25 protein-coding genes, 3 tRNA genes and 1 pseudogene are annotated in these 26,242 nt (G+C 68.8%); 20 read left to right on the plus strand and 9 right to left on the minus strand.

The features are described 5' to 3' along the window. Positions 1-8 precede the first annotated feature (8 nt). The 7 genes from AXE84_RS07510 (at position 9) to AXE84_RS07540 (ending at position 6,658) form a co-directional block, all read left to right on the plus strand. Positions 9-1,496 carry an FAD-dependent oxidoreductase gene (locus AXE84_RS07510; protein WP_060957432.1) on the plus strand — a complete coding sequence of 496 codons (1,488 nt, stop codon included), beginning with the start codon at positions 9-11 and terminating at the stop codon, positions 1,494-1,496. 114 nt (positions 1,497-1,610) lie between these two features. Further along, complete coding sequence (locus AXE84_RS07515) at positions 1,611-2,189, plus strand: GNAT family N-acetyltransferase (protein ID WP_060957433.1); 579 nt, start codon at positions 1,611-1,613, stop codon at positions 2,187-2,189. Between the two features lie 33 nt (positions 2,190-2,222). After that, on the plus strand, positions 2,223-3,092 hold the full coding sequence (gene htpX / locus AXE84_RS07520) for a zinc metalloprotease HtpX (RefSeq protein WP_060957434.1): 870 nt from the start codon (positions 2,223-2,225) through the stop codon (positions 3,090-3,092). A 2-nt stretch (positions 3,093-3,094) separates the two neighbouring features. Then, positions 3,095-3,637 carry an AAA family ATPase gene (locus tag AXE84_RS07525; protein WP_060957435.1) on the plus strand — a complete coding sequence of 181 codons (543 nt, stop codon included), beginning with the start codon at positions 3,095-3,097 and terminating at the stop codon, positions 3,635-3,637. Next, on the plus strand, positions 3,634-4,665 hold the full coding sequence (locus AXE84_RS07530; RefSeq protein ID WP_060957436.1) for a phosphotransferase family protein: 1,032 nt from the start codon (positions 3,634-3,636) through the stop codon (positions 4,663-4,665). Before AXE84_RS07525 ends, AXE84_RS07530 begins: the two co-directional genes overlap by 4 nt. 95 nt (positions 4,666-4,760) lie before the next feature. Beyond that, entirely contained in the window at positions 4,761-6,026 is a 1,266-nt protein-coding gene (locus AXE84_RS07535; RefSeq protein WP_060957437.1) for a sensor histidine kinase, read from the plus strand. Next, positions 6,014-6,658 (plus strand): response regulator, encoded by a 645-nt coding sequence (locus AXE84_RS07540; protein WP_009747718.1) that lies wholly within the window; start codon positions 6,014-6,016, stop codon positions 6,656-6,658. Before AXE84_RS07535 ends, AXE84_RS07540 begins: the two co-directional genes overlap by 13 nt. A 20-nt stretch (positions 6,659-6,678) precedes the next feature. Here the strand turns inward: AXE84_RS07540 and AXE84_RS07545 are convergent, their stop codons facing one another. Continuing rightward, positions 6,679-7,176, minus strand: a complete 498-nt coding sequence (locus tag AXE84_RS07545) for a YajQ family cyclic di-GMP-binding protein (RefSeq protein WP_003787109.1) — start codon at positions 7,174-7,176, stop codon at positions 6,679-6,681. A gap of 159 nt (positions 7,177-7,335) precedes the next feature. Here AXE84_RS07545 and AXE84_RS07550 point away from each other — a divergent pair. From AXE84_RS07550 to AXE84_RS07575, 6 genes are all read left to right on the plus strand, one after another. Continuing rightward, positions 7,336-7,417 (plus strand) — tRNA-Tyr (locus AXE84_RS07550). Positions 7,418-7,527: 110 nt separating this feature from the next. Beyond that, positions 7,528-7,600, plus strand: a tRNA-Thr gene (locus AXE84_RS07555). A 38-nt stretch (positions 7,601-7,638) separates the two neighbouring features. Further along, positions 7,639-7,712: transfer RNA gene (locus tag AXE84_RS07560), tRNA-Met, on the plus strand. Between the two features lie 30 nt (positions 7,713-7,742). Continuing rightward, positions 7,743-7,943, plus strand: a complete 201-nt coding sequence (rpmG, locus tag AXE84_RS07565) for a 50S ribosomal protein L33 (RefSeq protein WP_009395479.1) — start codon at positions 7,743-7,745, stop codon at positions 7,941-7,943. A gap of 334 nt (positions 7,944-8,277) precedes the next feature. After that, entirely contained in the window at positions 8,278-8,853 is a 576-nt protein-coding gene (locus AXE84_RS07570) for a MaoC/PaaZ C-terminal domain-containing protein (protein WP_236750016.1), read from the plus strand. Between the two features lie 506 nt (positions 8,854-9,359). Continuing rightward, positions 9,360-10,031, plus strand: coding sequence for a MarR family winged helix-turn-helix transcriptional regulator (locus AXE84_RS07575; protein WP_010614098.1), 672 nt, complete (start codon positions 9,360-9,362; stop codon positions 10,029-10,031). A gap of 13 nt (positions 10,032-10,044) precedes the next feature. Here the strand turns inward: AXE84_RS07575 and AXE84_RS07580 are convergent, their stop codons facing one another. Further along, entirely contained in the window at positions 10,045-10,710 is a 666-nt protein-coding gene (locus AXE84_RS07580; RefSeq protein WP_060957438.1) for a Maf family protein, read from the minus strand. Positions 10,711-10,744: 34 nt separating this feature from the next. Here AXE84_RS07580 and AXE84_RS07585 point away from each other — a divergent pair, with 34 nt between their 5' ends. From AXE84_RS07585 to AXE84_RS07600, 4 genes are all read left to right on the plus strand, one after another. Beyond that, positions 10,745-11,662 carry a biotin--[acetyl-CoA-carboxylase] ligase gene (locus tag AXE84_RS07585; protein ID WP_060957439.1) on the plus strand — a complete coding sequence of 306 codons (918 nt, stop codon included), beginning with the start codon at positions 10,745-10,747 and terminating at the stop codon, positions 11,660-11,662. 88 nt (positions 11,663-11,750) lie between these two features. Then, positions 11,751-12,899, plus strand: coding sequence for an adenylate/guanylate cyclase domain-containing protein (locus tag AXE84_RS07590; RefSeq protein WP_236750017.1), 1,149 nt, complete (start codon positions 11,751-11,753; stop codon positions 12,897-12,899). Positions 12,900-13,116: 217 nt separating this feature from the next. Next, positions 13,117-13,788, plus strand: coding sequence for a response regulator transcription factor (locus tag AXE84_RS07595; protein WP_029316521.1), 672 nt, complete (start codon positions 13,117-13,119; stop codon positions 13,786-13,788). Positions 13,789-13,874: 86 nt separating this feature from the next. After that, on the plus strand, positions 13,875-14,951 hold the full coding sequence (locus tag AXE84_RS07600) for a sensor histidine kinase (RefSeq protein WP_060957441.1): 1,077 nt from the start codon (positions 13,875-13,877) through the stop codon (positions 14,949-14,951). Between the two features lie 52 nt (positions 14,952-15,003). On the opposite strand, the gene AXE84_RS07605 is transcribed toward AXE84_RS07600, so the two are convergent. The 3 genes from AXE84_RS07605 to AXE84_RS07615 form a co-directional block, all read right to left on the minus strand. Beyond that, entirely contained in the window at positions 15,004-15,735 is a 732-nt protein-coding gene (locus AXE84_RS07605; protein WP_060957442.1) for a VTT domain-containing protein, read from the minus strand. A gap of 101 nt (positions 15,736-15,836) precedes the next feature. After that, a complete protein-coding gene (locus AXE84_RS07610) occupies positions 15,837-16,415 on the minus strand; it encodes a GtrA family protein (protein WP_060957443.1) in 579 nt (192 codons plus the stop codon). Between the two features lie 40 nt (positions 16,416-16,455). After that, positions 16,456-17,727: a hypothetical protein gene (locus AXE84_RS07615; RefSeq protein ID WP_081093123.1), complete on the minus strand. Its 1,272-nt coding sequence runs from the start codon at positions 17,725-17,727 to the stop codon at positions 16,456-16,458. A 65-nt stretch (positions 17,728-17,792) separates the two neighbouring features. Here AXE84_RS07615 and AXE84_RS07620 point away from each other — a divergent pair, with 65 nt between their 5' ends. Both AXE84_RS07620 and purE read left to right on the plus strand, forming a co-directional pair. Next, positions 17,793-19,088 (plus strand): 5-(carboxyamino)imidazole ribonucleotide synthase, encoded by a 1,296-nt coding sequence (locus AXE84_RS07620; protein ID WP_060957444.1) that lies wholly within the window; start codon positions 17,793-17,795, stop codon positions 19,086-19,088. Between the two features lie 74 nt (positions 19,089-19,162). After that, a complete protein-coding gene (gene purE / locus AXE84_RS07625; protein WP_176713458.1) occupies positions 19,163-19,714 on the plus strand; it encodes a 5-(carboxyamino)imidazole ribonucleotide mutase in 552 nt (183 codons plus the stop codon). A gap of 228 nt (positions 19,715-19,942) precedes the next feature. On the opposite strand, the pseudogene AXE84_RS12670 reads toward purE, so the two are convergent. Both AXE84_RS12670 and AXE84_RS12675 read right to left on the minus strand, forming a co-directional pair. After that, positions 19,943-21,292, minus strand: a pseudogene (locus tag AXE84_RS12670) (ISL3 family transposase). 754 nt (positions 21,293-22,046) lie between these two features. Then, positions 22,047-22,235 carry a hypothetical protein gene (locus AXE84_RS12675; protein ID WP_080553315.1) on the minus strand — a complete coding sequence of 63 codons (189 nt, stop codon included), beginning with the start codon at positions 22,233-22,235 and terminating at the stop codon, positions 22,047-22,049. A gap of 155 nt (positions 22,236-22,390) precedes the next feature. Here AXE84_RS12675 and galE point away from each other — a divergent pair, with 155 nt between their 5' ends. After that, complete coding sequence (galE, locus tag AXE84_RS07640) at positions 22,391-23,383, plus strand: UDP-glucose 4-epimerase GalE (RefSeq protein WP_060957446.1); 993 nt, start codon at positions 22,391-22,393, stop codon at positions 23,381-23,383. Between the two features lie 3 nt (positions 23,384-23,386). On the opposite strand, the gene AXE84_RS07645 is transcribed toward galE, so the two are convergent. Then, positions 23,387-24,883, minus strand: coding sequence for an LCP family protein (locus tag AXE84_RS07645; RefSeq protein WP_236750018.1), 1,497 nt, complete (start codon positions 24,881-24,883; stop codon positions 23,387-23,389). 15 nt (positions 24,884-24,898) lie between these two features. Continuing rightward, entirely contained in the window at positions 24,899-26,173 is a 1,275-nt protein-coding gene (locus tag AXE84_RS07650; protein WP_060957447.1) for an LCP family protein, read from the minus strand. Positions 26,174-26,242: the final 69 nt, after the last annotated feature.

The raw sequence follows: 26,242 nt of genomic DNA on the forward strand, positions 1-26,242 counted from the left end.
GAAGAACAGTGAACGCACGTCCTCTCAATGTCGCCGTCATCGGAGCAGGCCCCGCAGGCATCTACGCCTCGGACATCCTCTCGAAGTCGGGCATGGAGGTCTGTATCGACCTGTTCGAGCGGCTTCCTGCGCCCTACGGGCTGGTGCGCTACGGCGTCGCCCCCGACCACCCGCGCATCAAGCAGATCATCGTGGCCCTCTACAAGATCCTCCAGCGCGGGGACATTCGGCTCATCGGCAACGTCGAGGTCGGCCGTGACATCTCGGTGGCCGAGCTCCAGGAGCACTATGACGCCATCATCTTCTCCACTGGAGCCGACACCGACGCCCCCCTCGACATTCCCGGCGTCGACGCCCCCGAGTGCTACGGCGGCGCCGACTTCGTCTCGTGGTACGACGGTCACCCCGACCACCCGCGTACCTGGGACCTGAGTGCCAAGGAGGTCGCCGTCATCGGCGTCGGCAATGTCGCGCTGGACATTGCCCGCGTCCTGGCCAAGCACGCCGACGACCTCATGACCACTGAGATCCCTGCGAACGTGGCCACCACGCTCCAGCAGTCCCCGGTCACCGACGTGCATGTCTTCGGTCGCCGCGGTCCGGCTCAGGTGAAGTTCACCCCGCTGGAGCTGCGCGAGCTCGGCAAGCAGGCCGACGTCGACGTCCTCGTCGACGAGGAGGACTTCGAGTACGACGAGGGCTCGCAGGCGGCCCTGGCCTCCTCCAACCAGCAGCGCCAGGTCGTCAAGGCCCTTGAGGGGTACGCGATGCAGGAGCCGGAGGACCTCACCGCCTCCCACCGCATCCACATCCACCTCTTCTCGGCGCCCCACGAGGTCCTCACCGACGACGACGGCCACGTCGTCGGCCTGCGCACCGAGCGCACCCGCCTGACCGGCGACGGCAACGTCACCGGCACCGGCGAGTACCGCGACTGGCCCGTCCAGGCCGTCTACCGCGCCGTCGGATATGCCTCCAGCGCCATCGAGGGCCTGCCCTTCGACGCCGAGCGGCACGTCGTCCCCAACGAGGGCGGCCGCGTCCTCGGCGAGGACGGCAAGCCTCTGACCGGCCTGTACGCCACCGGCTGGATCCGTCGCGGCCCCGTGGGCCTCATCGGCTCCACCAAGTCCGACGCGCAGGAGACCATCACCAACCTCGTGGCCGACGCCAACGCCGGCCTGCTGCACGCCGAGACCAGCGACGAGGCCCAGGTCGGTCACGACGCCATCATCGCCCTGCTGGAGTCCCGCGGCATCCCCTTCACCAACTGGGAGGGCTGGGAGCTGCTGGACGCCTATGAGCGCGAGCTCGGTGAGGGCTACGGTGAGGTCGTCGTCACCGGAGGGGCCTCCAAGCCGCGCGAGCGCGTCAAGGTCGTCTCCCGCGATGCCATGACCGCGATCTCTCGCTCCACCGAGGTTCCCGAGGACCTCATCGGCCAGCCCGAGACGGGTCGCGTCCCCGAGCGCGTCGCCCACCGCCTGGCCGACTGAGCCGAGCACGGTCTACGGCTCAAGCCCAGCCGACATCGCATCACCCGTCCGGCACCGGTCCCCGCGGCCGATGCCGGACGGGCGTCGTCACCGACACGGAGAGGAAGAAGTCCGATGAGAACCCGCCGTATCCGCTTCGCCGGCGGAACCAACCGCTGGGCGCGTGACCTCTATCTGCGTGCCTTCCCCGAGGATGAGCGCATTCCCTGGGCGCTCATCCACGTGCTCAGCCTGCGCCGCGGCGTCGACCTCGTCGCCTGGTGGGACCAGCCCGCCGGATCGACCCGTGCGGCCCGCCCGGATCCTGTCGCCCTGACCTGGACCGTGCGTCGCCCCGGCTCCCGCCTGCTCTTCCTCTTCTACCTCGCCGTCGACGACGCCGCACGCGGCCGTGGCGTGGGCACCCGCCTCCTGGCCGAGCTCGAGCGCCGTCACCCCGGCTGCACCATCGTCCTGGACGTCGAGCCCGTCATCGCCGAGGCCGACAACGCCGAGCAGCGACGCCGTCGGTTCTCCTTCTACGAGCGCTCCGGCTTCCGCGACACCGGGTACGCGGTCCAGGACTCGACGGGGGAGTACTGGACCCTCGCGCGTGAGGCGCCGGGAACCACCTTCGATCCCGACGACTTCCGCGATGCCCTGAGCTGCCTGGACTGCATCACCGCGCGAGTGGTCCCGCGCCAGCAGACATAGGTCAGACACAGGTTCATCCCATAGTCTCCACCCATGACAAGGACTCACCACTACAACGGTCTCAAGACCGCCGTCCTCCTGGGCGGCATGTGGAGCCTGCTTCTCCTGCTCGGCTACGTGCTGGCCCGGGGGACCGGCTCCGCCATCTGGCTGGTGATCGCGCCGGTCATCGGCCTGGTGCAGACCGCCCTCGGCTTCTGGAACTCCGACAAGATCGCCGTGCGCTCCATGGGCGCCATCGAGGTCACCGAGGCCCAGCAGCCCCAGATGTACGCCATCGTGCGTGAGCTCTCCGCCGCTGCCGGCCAGCCCATGCCGCGCCTCTACGTGGCCCCCACGATGAGCCCCAACGCATTCGCCACCGGCCGCAGCCCCTCGCACGCCGCCGTGTGCTGCACGCAGGGCATCCTCCAGCTCCTCAACGAGCGCGAGCTGCGCGGCGTCCTGGGCCACGAGCTCTCCCACGTCTACAACCGCGACATCCTCACCTCCTCGGTGGCCGCGGGCATCGCCGGCGTCATCTCCTCCATGGTCACCATGGCCATGTGGTTCGGCGGCGGCAACCGGCGCGACCGGGACGGCGGCAACATCATCGCCGTCCTGCTGCTCTCCCTCCTGGCGCCCCTGGCCGCCGCCATCACCCAGTTCGCCATCTCCCGGACCCGCGAGTACGACGCCGACCACGACGGCGCCGAGCTCACCCAGGACCCGCTCGCCCTGGCCAGCGCGCTCAGCAAGCTCGAGGCGGGCATCTCACGCGTGCCCATGGGGCAGGACCCACGCCTCGAACCGGTCTCCTCCATGATGATCGCCAACCCCTTCGGGAGCCTGCGCAACCTCTTCGCCACCCACCCGCCCATGGACAAGCGCATCGCCCGCCTCGAGCAGATGGCCGGGTACTGACAGTGCCACTGACCGTCGTCGGCGGACTACCGGCAGTCGGCAAGACCGCCGTGTGCCGGGAAGTCCTGCGCCTGCGGGCCGAGGCGCGGCCGCGGAGTCGACCACCGACCTGGTTGCGCATCGACTCCATCGAGCAGGCCCTGCGGGACACTGGCGAGATGCTCCCCGGCATGCCCGCGGGCGCCGGATACTACGTGGCCGCCGCTGTGGCCCGGGACGTTCTGGCCTCGGGCGGGGACGTTCTGGTCGAGTGTGTCAACCCGCTGCCCATCACCCGCCGCCTGTGGGAGGAGACGGCCTCGGCCGCGGGCGCCCGGTTTCTCTCCGTCGAGCTCATCTGCTCCGATGCTGCCGAGCACCGGCGCCGCGCCCAACAGCGGGGCAGCGATATCGAGGGCCTCGAGCTGCCGGGGTGGCAGGAGATCGCCCGTCGCGATTACGCCCCTTGGCCCGAGGCCGACCTCCGCCTCGACACCGCCCGGCTCACCGTCACCGAGGCCGCCCGGGCCATCGTCGACCTCGGCCTCGCGGATGGAACCCGATGACGGTGGACAGGGGAGTGGACACTCCACCTCCCACTGGAACCGACGACGACATCGCCCCACGCATCAGGGCCGCCGTCGACGCCGGCGAACTGCGCGGCGTGACGACCGGACCGGTCGAGCGGCTGGGGACCGGTGAGAGCTACACCGCCTGGCGAGTCGGCTCCGGGGAGCAGGCCCGGGTCCTGCGCCTTCCACGACGCCCGCCCCATGACCTGCCTCGCTCCATGCAGGCCGAGTTCGAGGTCCTCAGACGCGTCCCACCCGAGCTGGGAACCAGCGCCGTCGCCCTGGAGACCGGCAGCGACAACCCGCTCGGCACCCCCTACATGGTGACCACCCACGTCCCCGGTCGGGCCCTGTGCACCGCCGACTGGAACCCGCGGTTCGCCACCGCCCTCGCCCACCAGATCGCCCGCCTGCACGAGGCTCTCGCCACCGCCACCGCCCCCGCGCCGTCGGCCGCCTTCGTGCCTAGCGCCGACGAACAGGGGGAGGAGCTGGCGACCTGGTGGGGAGAGCATCATCCGCAGACCCTCACCGACCCCCGCGTCCGCGAGCTCCTGCCCGCCTGGCGCCGCGAGCTCGACCGCCTCGCCCCGGCCTTCGAGGCGGTCCCCACCCACCGACTCATCCACGGCGACGCCGTCGCCCCCAATGTCATCCTCGGCCCCGACGGCCTGCCGCGACTCATCGACTTCGAGTGGTCCGGGCCCGGCGACACCGCCAAGGACCTGGCCCTCATCGGGGGCCGGGTGACCGGCGGGCCCTGGTACCTGCCCATGACGCCCGACGACGTCACCGCCTTCGTCACTGAGTACGCGCGGTACTCGCGGTCCTCGCGGCGCTCGCGGCTTGCGCAGGACACGGGTGCCGCCGACCTGCAACGGCTGCTGGAGCGCCGCGAGGCCTACGAGCTTCTCGACCGCCTGGGCAACCTCCTGTACTGCCTCAGCCGCCCCGGCGAGGCCCGCTACGGCAGATGGGCCGACGAGCTCGCTCGCAGCCTGACCGCCCGACTCGGTGGCTGAGCCGCCCGCTTCACGGCAGTGTCGGGCTAGCCCCACCATGGTTCCGCCAGGTGGCAGGATTGGGCGCGATTCCGGCCCTGAGGAGGATATGAGGCATGAACCGATCAGCATGGGCCGCGCGCTACCGCCAGCTCGGCAGGGACGCCGCCTTCCTCCTCCTCAGTGGGCCACTGAGCCTACTCGCCTTCTACCTGCTTGTGCCGCTGACCGCCCTCGGCGTGGTCACCACCATCATCTGGGTGGGGCTGCTGGTGCTCATCATCGACCTGAGCATCGCCGGGGGCTTCGCCAACATCGCCCGCCTCGCCGTGGCGCGCGTGGACGGGCGCGAGCCGGTACCCGGCGGCTACCTCGAGCCCGAGCCGGGGGCCTCCGCGCGCCGTCGGCTCTTCCGGCGTTTGCGTGACCCTCAGCGCTGGATGGACCTGCTGTGGGCCGTCATCTACTTCCCGGTCTCCCTCATCACCTGGATCATCAGCGTCGTGTGGCTGGCCCTGGCCGTGGCAGGTCTCCTCGCCCCCATCGCTGACATCATTCTTGACCTGGTCCTCGATCCGGCCGTGGGGCAGCGCCAGGGGCTGGCTCATCTTCTAGGCCTGCAGCCGGAGCTGTTCTGGGACATCGGATTCAACCTCACCTGCGGCATCGTCTTCTCCTTGACCGCCCCCGCCGTCCTGCGGGGCCTGGCCGCCATGCAGATCGGGCTCAGCCGCGCCATGCTCTCCTGGCGCAGCGAGGTCAGCCGCCTCCAGACCTCCCGGGCCGCCGTTCAGCGCGCCGAGGCCGACACTCGCCGCCGCCTGGAGCGCGACATCCACGACGGCCCCCAGCAGCGCCTCGTGCGCCTGCGCATGGACCTGGCCCGTGCCCACCGGCAGGCCGAGAAGGACCCGGCGGCCGCGTCGGCCATCATCCAGGGTGCCATGGAGCAGACCCAGCAGACTCTCGACGAGCTGCGTCAGCTCTCCCGCGGTATCGCCCCACCCGTCCTCATCGACCGCGGCCTGGCAGCCGCCATCACCGAGGCCGCCACCCGCTCCTCCGTCCCCGTCACCGTGAGCACCGAGCTGCCGGACCTGCCCGACCACGTCTCCCAGGCCGCCTACTTCGTGGTCAGCGAGGCCCTGGCCAACCTCAACAAGCACTCCGGGGCCACAGCCGCCGGCGTCGATGCCCGCGTCGCCGACGGCGCCCTGCTCGTGAGGATCAGCGACAACGGCATCGGAGGGGCCTCGACCGCCAAGGGACACGGCCTGGCCGGCCTGGTCGAGCGCCTCAACGGGGTCGACGGTAGGCTCACCATCACGTCCCCGACCGGCGGACCGACCACACTGGAGGCGAGAATCCCGTGCGCGTTCTGATCGCTGACGACTCCGTCCTCCTGCGCGAGGGACTGGCACTCATCCTGGCCGACGGCGGCCACGAGGTCGTCGGGGGAGTGGGGGACGGTGAGGCCCTCGTGAGCGAGGCCCTGCGGCTGCGGCCCGACGTCGTCGTCGCCGACATCCGCATGCCGCCCTCCCACACCGACGAGGGACTGCGGGCCACCACCCGCATCCGCGCCCAGTGGCCGGGTGCACCCATCCTGCTGCTGAGCCAGTACGTCGTCGCCGGCTACCTGCCCGAGCTCCTGGCCGACGGCGGCGGCGCCCTGGGCTACCTCCTCAAGGACCGGGTCGGCGACATCGACGCCTTCCTCGGCGCGGTCGAGCGGGTGGCGCGCGGCGAGCTCGTCCTGGACCCCGACGTCGTCTCCCAGGTCCTCCAGCGAGGCCGGCGCGACGACCCGCTCACCGAGCTCACTCCCCGCGAGCGGGAGGTTCTGGCCCTCATGGCCGAGGGCCATACCAATGCCGGCATTGCCAAGATCATGGTGGTCACCGAGGGGGCCGTGGAGAAGCACACCCAGCGGATCTTCGCCAAGCTCGGCCTGCTGCCCGACGCCGCCGTCCACCGCCGCGTCAAGGCCGTCCTGACACTGCTGTCGGCCTAGTCGCCGGGGGCGAGCACCGTTCAGCGGTAGTTGACGAACTGGAGGGCGGCGTCGACGTCGAGGTTCTTCAGCAGGGCGATCACCGTCTGGAGGTCGTCGCGGGACTTGGAGGTCACGCGCACCTCGTCGCCCTGGATCGTGGCCTTGACGCTCTTGGGGCCCTCGTCACGGATCGCCTTGGTGATCTTCTTGGCCACCTCCTGGGTGAGTCCCTCGCGCAGCGGGCAGGCCAGGCGGTAGATCTTGCCCGAGGGGCGCGGCTCCTTGTCCCCCAGATCCAGGGCCTTGAGGGAGACGCCGCGGCGGAAGAGCTTGGACTCCAGGACGTCCAGGATCGCCAGGACCCGCTCGGCCGTGTTGGCCTCCAGGGTGATGGTGTCGCCTGACAGGCTCACGGAGGCGTCAACGCCGCGGAAGTCGTAGCGCTGGGAGATCTCCTTGGCGCACTGGTTGACGGCGTTGTCCACCTCCTGACGGTCGAGGCGGGAGACGACGTCGAAGGAGGAGTCATTGGCCATGGCGGCAGTCCTTTCCGGGGTGGGGACTTCAGTCGCCCCGAGTCTAGGTGGGTTGTTCTGTGAGGAGGGTCCTACGGGGGCGATTGGCGTTTCGCGCCGCTGCCTTGCTATTCTTCCACGGCGCCAAGCGATGACCGAGGGGTCGGAGCGCGGAGCCAAGGCGGGTTGCCCGAGCGGCCAATGGGAGCTGACTGTAAATCAGCCGCGTAATGCTACGGGGGTTCGAATCCCTCACCCGCCACGGCGATCACTCGTGATCGCACCTCGCCATCCGGCGAGGGCCGCAGTGAGCGAAGCCACGGCGGAACGAATTGCCAGAGCGATTCGAATCTGCCTAGGATTCGGCTCGTTGCCCCGATAGCTCAGTCGGCAGAGCGTCTCCATGGTAAGGAGAAGGTCAAGGGTTCGATTCCCTTTCGGGGCTCTCACAGCGGGGGCCATTGGCCCCCATTGTGTTCCTATGGCGAGGTAGCTCAGCTGGTTAGAGCGCACGACTCATAATCGTGAGGTCGAGGGTTCGAGTCCCTCCCCCGCTACGCAAGCTTTCGAGTACGGCGTTCCGTCGCATGCTCGAGGATCGACACGAGGAGACAAACGTGGCCAGCAAGTCCGCCGACGTTCGCCCCAAGATCACTCTGGCCTGCTCGGAGTGCAAGGAGCGCAACTACATCACCAAGAAGAACCGTCGGAACACCCCCGACCGTCTCAGCATCGCCAAGTTCTGCGCTCGCTGCGGCAAGCACACCGAGCACCGCGAGACCCGCTGAGCATCGCACAGCGATCCCGGTCTCGGCCGGATAGCGAGCCCCGTTGACATGACGTCGGCGGGGCTTCGTCGTCTCCTCGAAGCGGGTGCCTAGCATCGTGAGGGTGAACGGTCTAAGCTCCTGTGACGACGCCGTCGAGCGGCTCGCAGCAGTCCTGAGTGGGGTGCTCGCAACGAGCTCTTCCGAAGTGTCTGACCGCGAGGCTCACCGCCAGGCCCGGCGGGGAGCGACGGCGATCCTCCCCGCTGTGCATGCCCTGCACCGGATCCAAAGCCGGCTGCGGGACTGCCGGGGAGAGGCTGCCTGGGATGGCCTGGTGCACCGCCGTTGCCGTATGAATGCGAGCCCCACGGGTGGCGGCGTCGCCCCGGGGCCGGCCGCGGCCGATGGGGGCTCGATCCGGCAGGTCGAGCGCGCAGGGTGGGAGCTCCTTCAGGCGACGGCCGAGGTTGCGGTGGCGGGGTGGTGCTGGACGGTGACCCACGAGCTCGCTCGCCGTACCCTGCCGCCACGGCAGAACACCGTCGACAAGCGGAAACTCACGGCTCTGGAGGCCAGATTTGATACGCCGTCCGACTCCGTGTTCTACCGGCTCACTGACACTGATGTGGACTCCTGGGCACAGGCCAGCGGAGACCGGAACCCCATCCATCTGCTGCCCGGAAGAGCGGCTGCGGCGGGGCTGTCGGCCGGCTCCCATGAGGTCGTTGCTCACGGCCTGCTGCTCGGAGCGATCAGTCTCGCACTCGTCCAGTCTTCGCCTTTGCGGCAGATTGGCCTGGTATTCATTGGTTCTGCTGATGTTCCGGCCTCCGAGTGCGGCGCGGAGGAGTCGTGGGCGATGCTCGCCGTCGATCCTGTCAGCGGAGACATCACTCAGGGCCGGCGTCCCGTCCTGCGCCGCCAGTGATTCCATCCATCCCGTCAACGCCACCCGGAGATGGTGCGGAATCCAGGTAGTCTCCCTATCGGTACATGAAGGAATAGTGATCGCTTACTGGAGGGAATTCTGACGGAGATTCATTACCGCCTTGAAGGAAGTGACGCGAAGACGTGAAAATAAATTATAGACCCCCAGCCAACCATCGGTAGATGGGGATGATAGCGTAACAAAGGTGGGTATTTGGGATGTCAAACTGATGTATGTCAGGTGACATGAAGTCAGTGCCTGAATTGTTTTCCTGCACAGAAGTGGATCTCCGAGATCCGCTCAGTATCAACGAAAAGTGGAGGGGTTGCCTGTGTTTCCAAGGTTGCCTGATGTTGTGGGTCACTGTGGTGGAGTGCTGAGTCTCCGACCGAGTGTGATAAAAAAGAAGTGGAGCCGCGCTTGTATGAAAGCCAAAGTCGATCAACAAGTTCGTGCTCGAGGGTTCGCGACCTGCCACAGGTCGGTGCTGAGAGGAGTCGATAAAGGTGATTACCGCAGAGCGGACGATGGTGGAACCGACGGCCTGCGTCGAGGATGTCGAGATGACGTGGACTCAGAGCGATCAGGAAGCCGTTGAGGCCACCTATGGCCAAGAACTGGCCGGGGCTGCGGGATCTCCCGAGGACGGTCTGGAGCCGGCCGGTGGCTGCGGCCAGAGCGACTCCTTGGAGCAGAAGGGCTTCCGTCGGCTCGATGAGATCGAGATGGATGCCTGGCGCTCCTTCCTGGCGGCCTCCACCTCCGTCACCGCCCGTCTCAATCGTGAGCTCGAGGCCGGGTGCGGCATCTCCATGCACGAGTACGAGATTCTGGTGCGCCTGTCCGAGGCTCCCGACCAGACTCTGCGCATGTCCACTCTCGCCGAGCACGTCTCGCACTCCCGCTCACGGCTGACTCACACGGTCCGGCGTCTGGAGAACGTGGGTTACGTCGAGCGCAGCTCCTGCGACTCCGACCGTCGCGGTGTCAACTGCACGCTGACGCCGCAGGGTCTCAGCTTCCTGCGCGAGGCTGCTCCGGTGCACCTTGACGGCGTGCGCCGCCATGTCGTCGACCGTCTCAGCCGTGAGCAGCAGGTCGCCATGGCTGAGCTCATGAAGGTCATCGCCCAGGCCCCGGACTCCTCCTGCGGGCTCTCGGCGGCCTCGGCCTCCTGAGGCTCCTGCGCGATCAGTGGGCGTCGTCAGCCGGTTTCGTCACCGGTGGCGGCGCCCATAGGTCTGTCCAGACCACGTCCAGGTCCGCCAGGAGCCGGCGTAGCAACGGCAGGGAGATGCCGACGACTCCGTGGGGGTCGCCGTCGATCCCCTCAATGAAGGCCCCGCCCAGGCCGTCGATGGTGAAGGCTCCGGCGCACCACAGCGGTTCCCCGCTGGCGACGTAAGCCTCGATCTCGGTCTGGGACGGGGAGCCGAAACGGATGGTGGCCGAGCTGACCCCCTCGGCGATGGCGCCGTCGGCAGTGCGCACCAGGAAGTGCCCCGTGTGCAGGGTGCCGGTGCTCCCGCTCATGGTTCGCCAGCGCTCGCGGGCGTCGGCGGCGTCGGCGGGCTTTCCGACGACCTGGCTGCCGATCTCCAGCATGGAGTCGCAGCCCACAACCACCTCGGCCTCCTGCGGGTCTGTGGAGGCCGCGACGTCGAGGGCCTTGGCTCGAGCCAGGGCCTGGACCTGCTCAGCGGCGCTCGGGGCCGCTAGCCCGGCCTCGCGACGCCTGCGGCTCAGTTCCTCGAGCACGGCCCCCTCATCGACGTCGGAGACCCGCACCAACGGCTCGACCCCTGCGGCTCGCAGGGTGGCCAGTCGGCCGGATGACTTCGAAGCCAGGAGAATCACGCTGCCAGCCTATACGGGCCGGTAGGCTCGGCTCATGACCTCAGGCGGCAGCCCCTTCTCGCGTCTCGACACCGTTCCCGTCACCGGATCCACCCAGGACGACCTGCGCACGGCCCTCACAGGGCCCGAGCAAGAGTCCTGGCCGCACCTGTCGGCGCTGCGAGCACTTGCTCAGACCGCGGGCAGGGGGCGCTCCGGGCGCGCCTGGGTCACCCCCGACGACGGAGGTGCCCTCCTGGTCTCCGTGGTGCTGCGGCCCCTCGTCCCCGTCGAGCGCCTGGCCTGGCTGCCGCTGCTGGGCGGCCTGGCCGTCCGCGACGCGCTGGCCCCCCTCGTCGAGGGCCTGCCCTGGCGTGTGGGGACCAAGTGGCCCAACGACGTCGTCGCCCTGCCTGATGACCCGGCGGCCGTGCCCGCAGTGCCCGGCTGGGCCGGCACGCGCAAGATCGCCGGCGTCCTCAGCGAGCTCGTCACGCCAGAAGCTGCTCAAGGGACTGCAGCTCACGGGCTCGCGTCCGACGTGGTTCCCGCCGACCGTGACGAGGCCCCCATGGTCATCCTCGGGATTGGCGTCAACATCGGGCAGGCGGCCGAGGAGCTGCCGGTTCCCTGGGCCGGCTCCCTGCGCACGCTGGGGGCGGTCGGTGCGGGACGCGGACCGGCGCTGACAGACGCAGCGGAGAGCATCCTCACGGCGATCGGCCACCAGCTGGCTCGGCTCGTCGGGCAGTGGGAGGATGCCGGTGGCGACGTTGATGCCGCAGACGGCGCGCTCGGGCGCCGTCTGCGCTCAGCGCTGACCACCCTGGGGGAGCGGGTCAGTGTCCAGGCTCCTGATGGTGAGATCGGTGGGCTGGCTGTCGACGTCACCCCCGCCCTCGTGCTGCGCACCCAGGCCGGTGATACTGAGGTCCGTGCCGGCGACGTGACCCTCGTGCGCGTGGAGAGCTGAGGGGCCGTGAGAATCGCGAACTCGTGGCTGTTCTGTATGGACGGCCGCCCAATGGGCATAAGCGTGTGATCTGCGCTACTGTGGCATGGTGACATTAGACAGCCAAGCGAGCCGGGGGCTCGCACCGAACTCCCGCGGGGACGTCCCCACGCAGAATGCGCACGCGGGTGCTCGTCGCGTTGAGGGAGAGGTCGCAGCTGAGGTGGACTCTGCTGAGAGAGCCACCCTGGCGGGACACGAGAGTCTGCTGCTGGGGGAGTCCCCCACCCTTACCCTGACCGAGCTGGCTCAGCGAGCCGGAACCAGTGTGGAGGTGGCGCAGAAGTTCTGGCGCGCCATGGGCTTCGCCGATGTCCAACCCGATGAGGTCCGCTTCACTGCCCAGGATGTCGCCGCACTTCAAGACACCGTGGTGCTGCTGGATGAGACCAGCGATTCCTCCCTGGCCTCGGCCAGCGTGCTCGAGCTCCTCAGGGCCCAGTCCTACACCATGGACCGCCTGGTCCTGTGGGAGTTGGAGACCTTCGTCACGGACCTCAGTGAGCGTCTCGGGCTGGATGACACCGCCGCACGGCTGGTGGCCCTCGATCGCATCGACGGCCTCGTGGAGCTCCTGTCGCGCCAGCTGACTTACGTGTGGCGCCGCCACATGGCCTCCATCCTGGGGCGCACCGATGCTGAGGTGTCGACCCGGGGCAGGGAGGACACCGGCCCCGACCTCTACCCGCTCATCCGCTCCCTGGGCTTCGTCGACATCGTCTCCTTCACTCAGCGGGCCCAGGGCATGAGCAAGGCCGCACTGACCCACATGCTCGAGGACTTCGAGAACACGGCCCGGGACGTCATCACCTCCCGAGGGGCGCGGGTGGTCAAGACGATCGGGGACGCTGTCATGTACATCTCTGACGACCTTCTCATCGCCGCCGACGTCGTCACCGCCCTGGTCGATGAGCTCCAGAAAGGGCCGGACGCCATCCGGGTGAGGGCCAGCCTCGTCGAGGGGCGGGTCATCTCCCGCTCCGGGGACGTCTTCGGCCCCACCGTCAACCTGGCCTCCCGGCTCGTGGACGCGGCCGAACCCGGCGGTATCCGCCTGGACGAGTCCACCGCCATGGCCATCCTCCGCTCGCCGGAGGCGGCACGGTACCGGGTGGGGCAGTGCCATGAGGTGGTGGCCAAAGGGCTGGGGCAGATCGTGCCCTGGTCGCTGGAGCGGACCTCGCCGACCCGCCCCTGAGTCGGAGCCGTCGTTCCGTTACCATCTCGTGATTTTCTGTCCGTTCGGCTTGTGAACGAGCCTCTCGAGCTCGAGGTTTTCCGCGGTATCGTCGCCGAAACGTGTTCTTGGTGTGAGCGGGTGGGGGAGTCGCCGCCCCGGAACTGGTCACGTCTTGGTATCTTCTCCACCCCTGGGACGATGGCGGTGGGGCGTGTCGTCACCTAACATCGCGGATGTGACAACTGTTCTGCTCGTCGAAGACGACCCTGCCATCTCCGAACCCCTCGCCCGCGCCTTTGGACGCGAGGGCTATGAGGTCCTGACTCATGGCACCGGTAAAGGCGCCCTCGAGGAGGTCTCGGCCGCTGACATCATCGTCCTGGACCTGGGGCTGCCGGATATCGACGGCCTGGACGTGGCCCGTCAGGTGCGGGCCCAGGGCCTAACCATTCCGATCCTCATGCTCACCGCCCGTAGCGAGGACTCCGACCTCGTCGTCGGTCTGGATGCCGGAGCCGATGACTACGTCACCAAGCCCTTCCGCCTGGCCGAGCTGTTGGCGCGCGTGCGGGCGCAGGTCCGCCGCGCCTCGGGGGAGGCCACCGAGGATGAGTTGAGCGTCGGTGAGATCCGAGTCGACGTCGCTGCTCACCGGGCCTTCGTCGGTTCGCGCGAGCTGCAGCTGACAACCCGGGAGTTCGAGCTGCTCCGGGTCCTGGTGCGTGCCGGCGGCAAGGTCGTCTCCGGTGAGGACATCCTCAAGGAGGTCTGGGGTGAGGACCCCACCGGCAGCCCCCAGACCCTCCAGATGCACGTGACCTGGCTGCGTCGCAAGCTCGGTGACGATGAGGAGCGGCCTGCGCTTCTGCTGGCCCAGGAGGACGGTTACCTCCTGAGCGTCGGTTGAGCCGCTGACCGGGAGGGCCTCCCCGGAGGAGTGACGGGTTCCCACGCCGCCTCGATGAGCTGATCGGGGCTGAAGGAGGACGTGCCATGCGGCGTTACGCCATGACGATGACGATGTCGGCGGTGTCCGTGGCCGTCGTCCTGCTGGGACTGCCGCTGGGTGGCGCCTGGATCGTCAGCGCGTTGCGCTCCGCCGGAAGCGGTGACCGGGTCATCATCATCGGCACGGTCATCCTCACGGTTCTGGTGCTCACCGGTACCGCGCTCACGGCGGCCTCCGTTGTGGCCTCCCGGGTCTCCAGGCGCATCTCGGCCCCGCTCATCTACCTGGCTGCTGAGGCCGAGCAGCTCGGCAGCGGTCAGGTCCGCCCGAGGCTGCGCTCCTCGGGGATCGAGGAGATCGACCTGGTCCAGGCCGAGCTTGTGCGCTCGGCCGAGCGCGTGGCCGGGCGCATCGCCGCTGAGCGACAGTTCGCCTCCGATGCCTCCCACCAGCTGCGCACGCCGCTGACCAGCTTGTCACTGCGTCTGGAGGAGATCGAGCTGCTCGCGGGTGAGGAGGAGGTGCGGGCGGAGGCCCACGCCTGCCTGGAGCAGGTTGAGAGGCTCACCGGCGTTGTTGAGGACCTGCTCAAGGTCTCGCGCCGTTCCGGGGGCGGGACCACGGAGGCGCTTCACCTCAAGGACATCTTCGCTCAGCAGCGCGAGGAGTGGGAGCCGGCCTTCGAGCAGGCCGGGCGCACCATCACCTTCTCCGATGAGATCAGCCACCCGGTGCTGGCCACGCCCGGGTCCCTGGCCCAGGTGCTGGCCACCGTCATTGAGAACTCCCTGCGCTACGGGGCCGGGACGACCTCGGTGAGTGTGCGTGGGGCCAACGGCGGTCATGCGGTCTTCATCGACATCGCCGATGAAGGAGAGGGCGTGGCCGAGGACATCGCACCGCACGTCTTCGAGCGGCATGTCTCCGGCTACGGCTCCACCGGCGTCGGGCTGGCCCTGGCCAAGGACCTCGTCGAGGCCGACGGCGGCCGCATCGAGCTGTCGCAGCGCAGCCCGGCCGTCTTCTCCATCCTGCTCAACGCCGTCCCCAAGTCCCTGGACCCTAACAACGTCCTCCCGCAGGGCGCGCTGGTCTCGGTGGGCCGGCGTCGTCGCTTCTGAGTCGCTGCTGAACCCTCGCGCGACGACGAGGTGAGGGCTGAGAGGCGGGGCGTCAGGACTTCTGGCGGCGGGACTTGACGATCTTTGAGACGGCGGAGGCGAGCATCGGTGCCACCGAGATGAAGACGATCACCAGGATCATCGTGTCGATGTTCTCCCGGATCCACTCGAAGGAACCCAGGAAGTAGCCCAGCCAGGTGATGCCGAAGGCCCAGAAGGTGGCGCCCAGGACGTTGAAGGTGATGAAGTGGCGGTAGTGCATCTTGCCGACGCCCGCGATGACGGGGGTGAAGGTGCGCACGATCGGCACGAACTGGGCCAGGGTGACGGCCTTGCCACCGTGGCGCTCGAAGAAGTCCGAGGTGCGCTCCACGTACTCCTGCTTGAACAGACGGGAATCCGGCTTGTTGAAGATCGCCGGCCCCGCCTTGCGCCCGATGAGGTAGCCGGTCTGGTTGCCGGCGACGGCCGCGAGCCACACGAGGGGGGCCGCCACCCAGATGTGGACGGGAACTCCTTCGGCCGGGTTGGTCTCGCCGATGGCCACGAACATCCCCAGGGTGAACAGCAGTGAGTCACCGGGCAGGAAGAAGCCGATGAGCAGGCCGGTCTCGGCGAAGATGACGAGCATGACGCCGAGGATGGCCCAGGGGCCGATCCAGCCGACGAAGGCTTTGATGATGAAGGTGGCGTCGAGCCACTCGGGGCCGAGCATCGGTGCGTGGACTAAGGGGAGGGCGGTGGGCAGGTTCAGCGCCGGTGCCAAGGAAGTCAGGGCAGTCACCGTGCAAGGCTAAACGCTGTCCCGGCGGCCATGCCGTGAGAGCGATCCCCTCGGGGCTGTGGCATCGGGCACCCCGCAGACCACAGTTGATCGGACCGGTCCTATCGGGGCTCAGGGGCGAGCTGAACGGGAACGGCCGCAGACTCGGGCCCGCTGCCTGCCTGCCCCTGGGCGGTGGTGTTGTCGGTACTGTCGGTGTCGTCGCCGGGGGAGCGGTCCTTGTGCCCGGTGAAGACGATGTAGTGGTAGAAGACGAAGCGGAATGCCGTCCCCAGGCCGAAGCCGACGACGTAGGCGGCGACATTGTCCGCCAGCGGGGAGGTCAGCCCCAGGACGTGATGGGTGAACAGCAGGCAGAACTGTGTGATGGCGATACCGCCCAGGTTGGCCAGGACGAACAGCGTGGCCTCGCGGGCGACGTTCTTCTGGGTGCGGCCCCGGTAGGTCCAGTAGCGGTTCGCGATCCATGAGAAGACGGTCGCCGTCGAGGAGGCCATCAGCTGGGCGGAGTTGGGGTGACCGGAGAGGACACCGGTGGGGCCGTGCTGGAGCAGGTTGAACAGGCCGACGTCGATCACGTAGGCCGCAGCGCCCACCATGCCGAACTGCATGAACTCCTTGACGAGGGCGATGAGCCTCTGGGTCAAGGAGTTGCCGGAGGAGCGCGTCATGGCGGGCATCCTATGCCGATCACAGTCAGGTCACGCAAACCGGGGCCGCTCACGGCACCCAGTGAACACTGACGCTGCCCAGGTCCCACACCCACGAGACCCACAGCAGCTGGCCGGCGACGCAGGCCGCCAGCAGGGCCAACCGTCGGCGGATGGTGCCGGCCGCCGCGGCCAGCGCCCAGCCCACCGGGGCCAGGGGCAGCAGGAGACGCAGCACCGACGTCGTCGGATCGAAGAAGACCAGGAGGTAGAGCAGGTAACCCAGGCACCAGAACCAGGCCGCGGGCCCCAGGGCCCGCAGGCTCGGGGCGCTCAGGAGCAGGCCCACGGCGACAAGCACGACGACCAGCAGGGCCGGACCCAGGTGCGGACCCACCCAGTCGCCCAGGCGGACTGCCCACTGCACGACGGGCGCCAGGTCCGCCCCACGCCAGGAGGTCTCGGTGGCGGTGTAGGCGTCCTGTCGGCCCGTGACCAGCCAGGCGATGACCGGCCAGCTCAGGGCCGCCGAGCAGGTGAGCAGGGCCAGCGCCAGCAGTCGCAGGCGTGCGCCCGGCGCCTGAGGGGCGTGACCCGGCAGAAGACGGGAGAACCAGGTGGGTGGGACCCAGCCCCGGGCGCAGGCCACCTCCCAGACCCACCACAGCCCCAGCGCCGCCCCCAGCGGGACACCGATGGGGCGGGCGAAGCAGGCCGCCAGCGCCACGGGGATAGCGGCCAGTGCCCGCCCACGGCTCACCAGCCACAGCGTCAGCCCTACCAGGACCAGCCCCAGGGGCTCGGCGTAGGGGACCTGGAGAACCGCGGCGCACGGCGAGGACCAGACCAGAGCCACCGCCCACAGGGAGGCCCGGCCGCCCGTCAGTGGTGAGAGCCAGCGGTCCATGACGATCGCCGCCGACGCCGAGGCCAGGACCGACACGAGGGCGGCGCGCACGTAGAAGGACCAGCCGGTCCATCCCAGCAGGGAGGCCACAGCGCTCAGCAGTGGCATGAAGGCCCACGTGTTCTGGGCCACTCGTCCGTCGTCGCCGACGGGCAGCCGCTCCGGGTAGCCCTCCTCAACGATCCGGTTGTACCAGCCGGCGTCCCAGAAGCGCAGGTGCTCCTCCCAGGACGGCGCGGCCCCAGCCCACGGGGTGACGGGCGTGTCCTGGGCGCCCAGCCGCAGAATGATGAAGGTCAGGGTGCTCGCCACCGCCCAGACCGTCAGGACCTGGAGCCAACGGCGCGGCCCCGAGGCAGCGCCGTGCGTCGAAAACGAGGGCAGGGCCTGGCGGGAGGTGGAGGACGCGGAGGACTCTGAGACGGGTGGGGTCACGGCCCCACCCTACGGTCTGGACCCGGGCGCGGTGAGGATGAGCGACATGCGGGTAGCCTTGGGGTGTGAGCGCACCCATCGTCGCCGTGATCGGAGGCGGGCAGCTGGCCCGCATGATGCAGGAGGAGGCCAGTGCTCTGGGGATTCACCTCAGAGCACTGGTGGAGGCCGCGGACGGGTCCACCGGACAGGTGACCCCGGACGCCCCCGTCGGGGCCGCCGACGACGAGGCTGCCGTGCGCGCCGTCGTCACCGGGGACGGGACTGACGGGCCCGCAGGGGGGCCTGCCTCGGTTCTCACCTTCGAGCACGAGCACCAGGACTCGGCCCTTCTGGAGAGGCTCCAGGCCGAGGGAGTCAGTGTCCAGCCCACCCCGCAGGCCCTGACCCTGGCGCGCGACAAGCTCGCCATGCGGAGGATGATGAGCGGGGCCGGGCTCCCGCAGCCCGCCTGGGCGGAGATCGGCGGGCCGCAGCAGGAGAGCACCGAGCAGATGGTCGATGCCATTGAGGCCTTCGCCGCCGAGCACGGCTGGCCCGTGGTCCTCAAGACGCCGCGTGGAGGCTATGACGGCCACGGGGTGCTGCTGGTGCGCAGCGCCGAGTCCCTGCGCCAGGGCGAGGCGGCCGAGTGGATCGCCTCGGTGGCGCGCGCCCGAGCTGGCCAGGGCGACGGCCGCGGGGCCGGAGGGGGAGGCAGCCTCGGAGGAGCAGCGGTGACCAGTCTCCTGGTGGAGCAGGCGATCCCCTTCACTCGCGAGCTCGCCGTCCTGCTGGCCCGCACCCCCAGCGGGCAGGTCGCGGTGTGGCCGGTTGCCCAGACGGTCCAGGAGGACGGCATGTGCGCCGAGGTCCTGGCGCCGGCGCCCGGTCTCGACTCGGCCGCCGTCGAGGAGGCCGAGCTCATCGGCCGCACGGTCGCCGAGCGCGCCGGGGTGACCGGGGTGCTCGCCGTCGAGCTCTTCGCCGTGGAGACCTTCGGGGAGCCCACGCGCCTGTACGTCAACGAGCTGGCGATGCGTCCCCACAACTCCGGGCACTGGACCCAGGACGGGGCCGTCACCAGCCAGTTCGCCCAGCACCTGCGGGCGGTTCTCGACCTGCCGCTGGGGGCCACGGAGGCCACGGCGCCCACCACCGTCATGGTCAACCTCATTGGCGGCCGTCGCGAGCCGGGACCCGATGTCCTGGCCCGGGCCATGGCCGCGCACCCCGAGGCCCGCATCCACCTCTACGGCAAGCAATGGCGAACGGGACGCAAGCTCGGGCACGTCACCATGACGGTCGGCCCGGACCAGGAGGTCGCCGACGTCGTCGAGCAGGCGCGCGGGGCCGTCGCCATCCTGCGCGGGGACGCCTGAGCCGGCCGCATTCAGACCACGGCACGCAGGACACGACAGAACACTGCAGGACACCGAAAACAGGGAGGACGTTGATGAACGAGGTCAGCGCAACGACGGCGGACATGCAGGACGCGGGACGACCGGTGGTCGGCATCGTCATGGGGTCGGACTCGGACTGGCCGGTCATGGGGGCCGCAGCCGAGGTCCTCGACGAGTTCAAGGTGGCCTATGAGGCCGACGTCGTCTCCGCCCACCGCATGCCCACCGAGATGATCGACTACGGGCGCACCGCTGCTGAGCGGGGGCTGCGGGTCATTATCGCCGGCGCCGGGGGAGCGGCCCACCTTCCCGGAATGCTGGCGGCCGTCACCGAGCTGCCGGTTATCGGGGTGCCGGTGCCGCTGAAGTACCTCGATGGCATGGACTCTCTGCTGTCCATCGTGCAGATGCCCGCCGGGGTCCCGGTGGCCACCGTCTCCATCGGCGGGGCCCGCAATGCCGGGCTGCTGGCGGTGCGCATCCTCGCCTCCGGTCAGGGGCCGGAGGCCGCTCGCCTGGGGGCTGCGATGCGGGCCTTCCAGATGGACCTCAGCGAGGTCGCCCACGCCAAGGGCGCCGCCCTGCGCGAGCGGCTGCAGGATTGATGATCAACCGTTTGCGGGACGAGCGCGAAGGTCGCTGGCTGTGTCAGGAGCCGGCCTTGAAGGCCTCTTGCCAGAACTCATCGGCGTCCTAGTCGGCTTTCATTCCCAGGGCATTCAGTGGGATGCGTTGATATTCGCCTAAAAGAGAGTGCAGCCTCAGACCTGAATCATGACAGATTGATGGCTCTTCGTGTTTGAGGGTGTGGTAGGTGGGGCTTGTCGGCTGGTTTAGGTGGTTGCTGCCGGGTGGTCTTTGAGGCGTCCGGTGTGGATGAGGCTGCGGATGGTGTAGCTGGTGAGGTTGCGGAAGTCCAGGGCGATGCCGCGTAGGTGCTCCAGGCGTCCGTTGATCGCCTGACGTGGGGCCGTTGGAGGTGCGGGGGCGGTCGAAGTAGGCCAGGACGTCCTGGCTGCGGCTGATCAGGGTTCTGGCCAGTGTCTGGATCTCCTCAAGCCCGTCGGGGATGGCCTGCCTCAGGGAGTCGATGAGCTGTTGCGTCAGGTACTTTCCCAGAACCGCCTCCTCGGCGCGGTAGGCCTGGATGAGGCGCTGGTAGACGCCCCAGGAGGCCTGGACCGCAGCGTGGCGATCATCAGCGAAGAGGGTCTCGAGACGCTCGGTCTGGGCGTCGGTGAGCAGGCCGGCCCCGGTCAGCGGAGTGCGCCGGGCCCGGTAGAGCCGGTCACCCGCTCGGCCCCGCCGGCCCGTGATCGCCCGTTGGATGCTACGGCGGCACTGGTCGAGCTTGTCTCCTGCTAGGGACACGACGTGAAAGGGGTCCATGACCGCCCGGGCCTGTGGGAGCTCCTCGCCGGCGGCGCTCTTGGGACCCGGTGAAAAACCGCCCCGTGGCTACCACCTCGACCCGCCCACGCCAGTCCTGGTCGCGCTGGGAGAGCCAGGTCTTGTAGGGGCTTCTTGGACCGGCCCGGGACCACGTCCACAAGCCGGGCCGGACCACTGCGGTCGCGTACGGGGGTCAGGTCGATGATGACGGTGACATAGCGGTCGCCCCGCCTGGTGTGGCGCCACACAGAGGGGGTACCTCCCGTATGAGAGCGAAGCGCGCGGGGGAGTCGTCGACGCCGAGGACCTCCACCCCCTTGAATCGGTCGGGCGCCTCGTTGAGGATCTGCTTGGCTCGGGTCAGGATTGCGTTGTTGGTGGTGTGCCAGGAGATCCCCAGAGCGGCTGCCACCCGACAGACCGACATGCACTCCAGGGCAAGGGCCCGCAGCCCCCACTCCACCGCCGCGCGGGTCAGCCGGGTCCTGGGCTCAGCCAAGCTGGAGGTGTCCTGTCTCCACACCCGGCGGCAGTGGGTGCAGGCGAAGCGCCGCAGGCGCACCACCAGCTGCGTGGGCCTCCACCCCACCGGTACGTGGGCCAGGCGCCGTCCCACGAGCCCGCCCCTGGGCGCCGCAGGCCTTGCAGAAGGGGTCCTCGAACCCGGTCGGCATGCGGCACTCGATCACCGCGCGCTCCGCCGTGAGGTGCTGGCCCACCGCGGTCAGCCCCAGGGCGTCCAGCCCCAGGAAGGTCGTCAGATCAGGGCCGGTGAAGGTAGTCTCAGGCACATCGAGGTCTCTCAGGTGGCGTGTGTAGTAGCTCCCATCATCGGGGGACCTCGACCCCTACCCGGCGTAACGACGCGCCCGCCCCACCTATACACTTCAATAGGCTTCACCTACCACACCCCCAAACGCGAAGAGCCGGTTTGTCCTCTCATTGCAGGGGGTTGGCATGTAAAAACCCCCGATTTGGGCGTGCTCTGACGAGCGAGAGGCCTGGGGGTGTTGTGGGGTCAGTCTACACGGGTTTACGAGGTGCGAGGGGGGTGGGCAAAGGGCGCACCGATCTGTGTTGTCTCATGACTTCTGGGAGTTTCGGATGTCATGACATCTCAAGGCACTGGTGGGGCGAGTGGATCGGTCCTGATTGCCGTTGCTTGCCTCGTCGGTAGGGGACTGACCGGGCTGCTCGCAGTCGTTCGGATGGCTCCCGGCATCGTCTGGACGCAATGCACGAAGGTTGGGTGCTACTGGAGGAGGGTTGGGTGTACTCCAGGTAGGTGGGGCCTTCGTGCAGTACGCACAACCCTTGGCCAGTAGATCCCGACCCTCGTGGAGCAGGCCGACTCGGGCCCACTCGAGCCAGTTCTGGGCGGACCCGGCGTCGAACCATGACCACCGGGACCCTGTGTAGACAGCGGGCAGGGAGCGGTGGGGGTGGACCTATGACGGAGGCGTCGGGCTGTGCCGTAAGAACCCCTGACTCACTCCTGCGCGGCCCGGTGTCCACAGCGCTGACATTACCGAGCCTGCCGGCGAATCACCCAGCGGAGATCGTTGGAATACTGCGGTTCTTCTTCGGTGTGCAGCGCCGGTGCGGGGTTGATGTCAGCACCGTGGACACCCACACCCCGTCATGCTCCGTCATGCCTCGCCCCTCAGCCGCCCTCGCCTCCAGGGCCACCAGCCTGCCCCGGGTTCCCGCCCGAGCGAGTGTCTCAGAAGTCATGACACTAAGATGTCTCAGAAGTGAGGAGACAACACAGTACCCCCAAGGTGCGACCTCGAGCCTGAGGATACGAACTCGTGAATGGCGGGTAGACGACGCGTGGATCTCGCGTTCGTTTCTGTTCGTTTCTGAGCGAGCGTGGGTAGACTGTGGACATGAGCATTCTCGTTGCTGGAGGCGCCGGCTACATCGGCGCGCATGTGGTCCGACTTCTCCTCGAGCGCGGGGAGGAGGTCGTCGTCGTCGTCGATGACCTGTCCTACGGGACGCCGGAGCGAGTCAAGGGAGCCTCCCTCGTCGAGCTCGACGTCGCCAGCGGCCAGGCCCCCGAGGCTCTCGCCGAGGTCATGAGCACGCGCGGCGTCACCGCCGTCATCCACTTCGCCGCCCGCAAGCAGGTGGGCGAGTCCGTCGAGCGCCCCGCCTGGTACTACCAGCAGAACGTCGGCGGCCTGGCGAACATGCTGCTGGCCATGGAGACGGCCGGCGTCAAGCAGATGATCTTCTCCTCCTCGGCCGCCGTCTACGGCATGCCCCCGGTAGAGGTCGTTCCCGAGGACATCGACTGCCACCCCATCAACCCCTACGGCGAGACCAAACTCATCGGGGAGTGGATGATGGCTGACGCCGAGAAGGCCTGGGGGCTGCGCTGGGCCGGCCTGCGCTACTTCAATGTCGCCGGAGCCGGCTGGGACGACCTGGGCGACATGGCCACCCTCAACCTCATCCCCATGGTCCTCGACCGCCTCGCCAAGGGCGAGACCCCCAAGATCTTCGGCACTGACTACCCCACCCCCGACGGCACCTGCGTGCGCGACTACATCCACGTCAAGGACCTGGCGGTCGCCCACATTGCCGCCCTGGACTACCTGGCCGGCGGCCAGGAGATGGCCGAGCACGTCTTCAACGTCGGCACCGGCCAGGGCGCCTCGGTGCGGGAGGTCGTCTCCAAGGTCATCGCCTCCACGGGCCTGGACCTGGAGCCCGAGGAGCTCGCCCGCCGCGCCGGCGACCCTCCCCAGCTCATCGGCAACGCTACCCGCATCGGCGAGGTCCTGGGGTGGAAGGCCGAGCACGACCTGGACGACATCGTCACCTCCTCCTACACCTCCTGGCAGGCCGACCCCAACCGGCCCCACTTCGGCTGAGCGTCAGGACTGGTTGAAGTCCGCGGCCGTCAGCTTCCCGTCGCGCAGCTTCGAGAAGAAGTTCGGGGCGGTGGTGTCCTGCAGCAGTACCGTCTCGCCGATGTCGGCGTCCTCGGGGGAGTAGGCGGGGTCCTCAATGGGCGGGGCGCCGGTCAGACCGCTGCCGGAGGCGGAGCGGAAGGCCAGGACCATCTGGGCGATGCTCATGGTGCCGGCGCTACGATCCACCGTGAGCGCGTTCGTGCCGGCGTCGACCAGCGCGTCCTGCCGGGAGAAGGAGAAGGCGGTGGACGGCGCTGCCGCCTTGGATACCACTGCGGAGATGACGGCGCGCTGGCGCTGACCGCGACCCACGTCACCGTTCGGGTCCGACTTGCGCATCCGGGAGTAGGCCAGCGCCTTCGTCCCGTCCACCGTCTGACACGTGCCCTGAGAGGTGTCCCAGACCAGGCCGGAGTCCTCATCGGCGACGTCGTAGTCCAGGCAGACGTTGACCCCGCCGACGGCGTCGACCATCTGGGACACCCCGGTCATGCCGACCTCCACATAGTGGTCCACGGTCAGCCCGGAGAGCTTCTCCACGGTCTGGACCAGCAGCTTGGGGCCGCCGAAGGAGTAGGCGGCGTTGATCTTGTTCTCCCCGTACTCGGGGATGTCTACGTAGGTGTCGCGCGGCAGGGAGGTCAGGCTCGTCTGCCCGTTGTCCGCCTTGTGCAGCAGCATGACGGAGTCGGCACGCGCCCCCTCGGTCTCGTCCTGAACGGCGCCCCCACGTGCATCCGATCCCACGATGAGCCAGGTCTCGCCGGGAGTGTCTGCCGCCCCGGACAGGGCATCGACGCGGTGGAGCTGGGAGGAGACGTCGTTCCACAGCCAGGCGACCCGCGCTGCGATGAGAGCCAGGACGACGACGATGACGACGACTGTCCAGCCCACGATCCGGCGCCACCTCGGACGGGAGCGCTGCGGTCGCCGCGGACGCTCGGGCCTGAGCGACGGCCCACCCGCAGCGGGCTCGCGCGGGGACTGCGGGGCCGAGGAGCCCACGGGGTAGGTGCCGCGCCGCACGGGCATCGCCTGAGTGCGCTCCGGCTCGGACGCGCCGTTGCCGACGCCGGCATCCGGCTCCAAGGGGATGGCGCTCGACCCGGCCCGGGCGTGGCTGCCTCGCTGAGACGGCGCGGAGGAACGACGCGGCTGGACTGAGGGCGGCTGCTGGCCCTCCCGCACGGAGGCGGACTGAGCCGAGGCCGGCTGGTCACTGTCGTTGCGGCCCAGGACCGAGTGCCGCTGAGGGCGGCGGGCGGTCGGCGATGACGGGCGGCGCGGGGAACCGCCGGCAACGTCAGTGGGCTGGGCGACGGCCTCGCCGCCGGACGCCTCCCCGCGCTCGCGGCTGCGCTGGTTGACAGCATCAATGGGGCGCTGCCTGCGTTGAGGCCTGCCTCCACCGGAGCCCGGGGTGATTGAGGGCGGGAGTGAGTCGTCTGTCGGAGTCACACCACTGATTCTGCCTCAGGCGGGGCAGGCAGGGGTGGTCGGCTTCGCGGCGGGTTGCTGCTGAGGGGTACTCGCATTGGGGGCCTGAGTGGTCGGCGCCTGCGTCGGGGTGGCCTGGGAGGGGTCGGAGGTCTCAGCCGACTCGTCAGTGCTCTGCGAGGAGGAGTCGTTCGTGGTGGCGCTCGAGTCCGACGAGGCCGGGGCCGAGGTGTCGGTGGGGACGGGCTTGTCCTCCTCGAGGGCCTTCCAGACCTTCTTGGCGCCCTCAGAGGGGACCACCTGGTTCGGGTCAGCCGCGGGCTCGTTCGGCATAGTGACGAAGTTGATCTTGTCGATGCCCACGCCCTGGATGGAGTAGGCCAGACCCGACAGGTTGCCGATCTGACCGATGCGCTCAGACGTGGTGAGGGTCTCCAGGGTGCTGGTGAGGAAGCCGGACTGCGTCAGGAGGCTGGAGGACAGCGCCTTGGAGGCCATCGCTCTCATGAGGTTCTGCTGACGGGTGATGCGGGAGAGATCCGAGCCGTCGCTCACCCCGTGCCGGACACGGGCGTACTGCAGGGCGTTCTCGCCGTCCAGCTTCTGGCAACCCTCAGCGAGCTTGAAACCGGTGTACTCGGAGTCGTCAATGGCCTCATCGACCTGCACGTGGACGCCGCCGAGGGAGTCGACCACCTTGGACAGACCGGTGAAGTCAACGACGATGAAGTCGTCGATGCGCACGTTCGTCAGCGTCTCCACCGTCTTAAGGGTGCAGGCGGCTCCAGAGGCCACGGCCTTCTTGTCGTCACTGCTGCTGCCGGCCCCCTTGGCGAAGGCGGAGTTGAACGGTGCGTCCTCGCTGGCCTCGGTCTTCCCGCCATCGAGGGTGGTGCACTCGGGGATGTCGACCAGCGTGTCGCGGGGGATGGACACGGCATCGACGCGCTTGCGGTCGGCCGAGATGTGCATGACCAGCGCCGTGTCGGAGCGGGCCACGGAGACCTCGTCATCGCCTTGAGAGCCGTCGACGTTGTTGCTCCCCGCGCGCGAGTCGGTGCCCAGGATCAGGAGGTTGACGGCACGACCCTCGTAGCTGTCCGGCGGCTTGGTGCCGGGCCGGTCCTCCTCGGACAGGAGGCTGTCGATGTTGAACCAGGTGATCCGCGACTGGATGTTGTGCCACGCGAAGCCCGCGGCGGAGACGACGAAGATCGTCACCGCGAGCAGGCTGAGTCCTACTCGGCGGGCCAGACGGCGTCCGAGTTCCTTGGAGGAGTGCCGCGCGTGCGGCTTACTGAACTGAGGCACGGGAGCGATCATAGGGAACGAGACTGCTAAACCATATGGGTCTGCCTACACCTGATACATGAGATTTAC

Source organism: Actinomyces oris (assembly GCF_001553935.1).
Classification (GTDB): Bacteria; Actinomycetota; Actinomycetes; order Actinomycetales; family Actinomycetaceae; genus Actinomyces; species Actinomyces oris_A.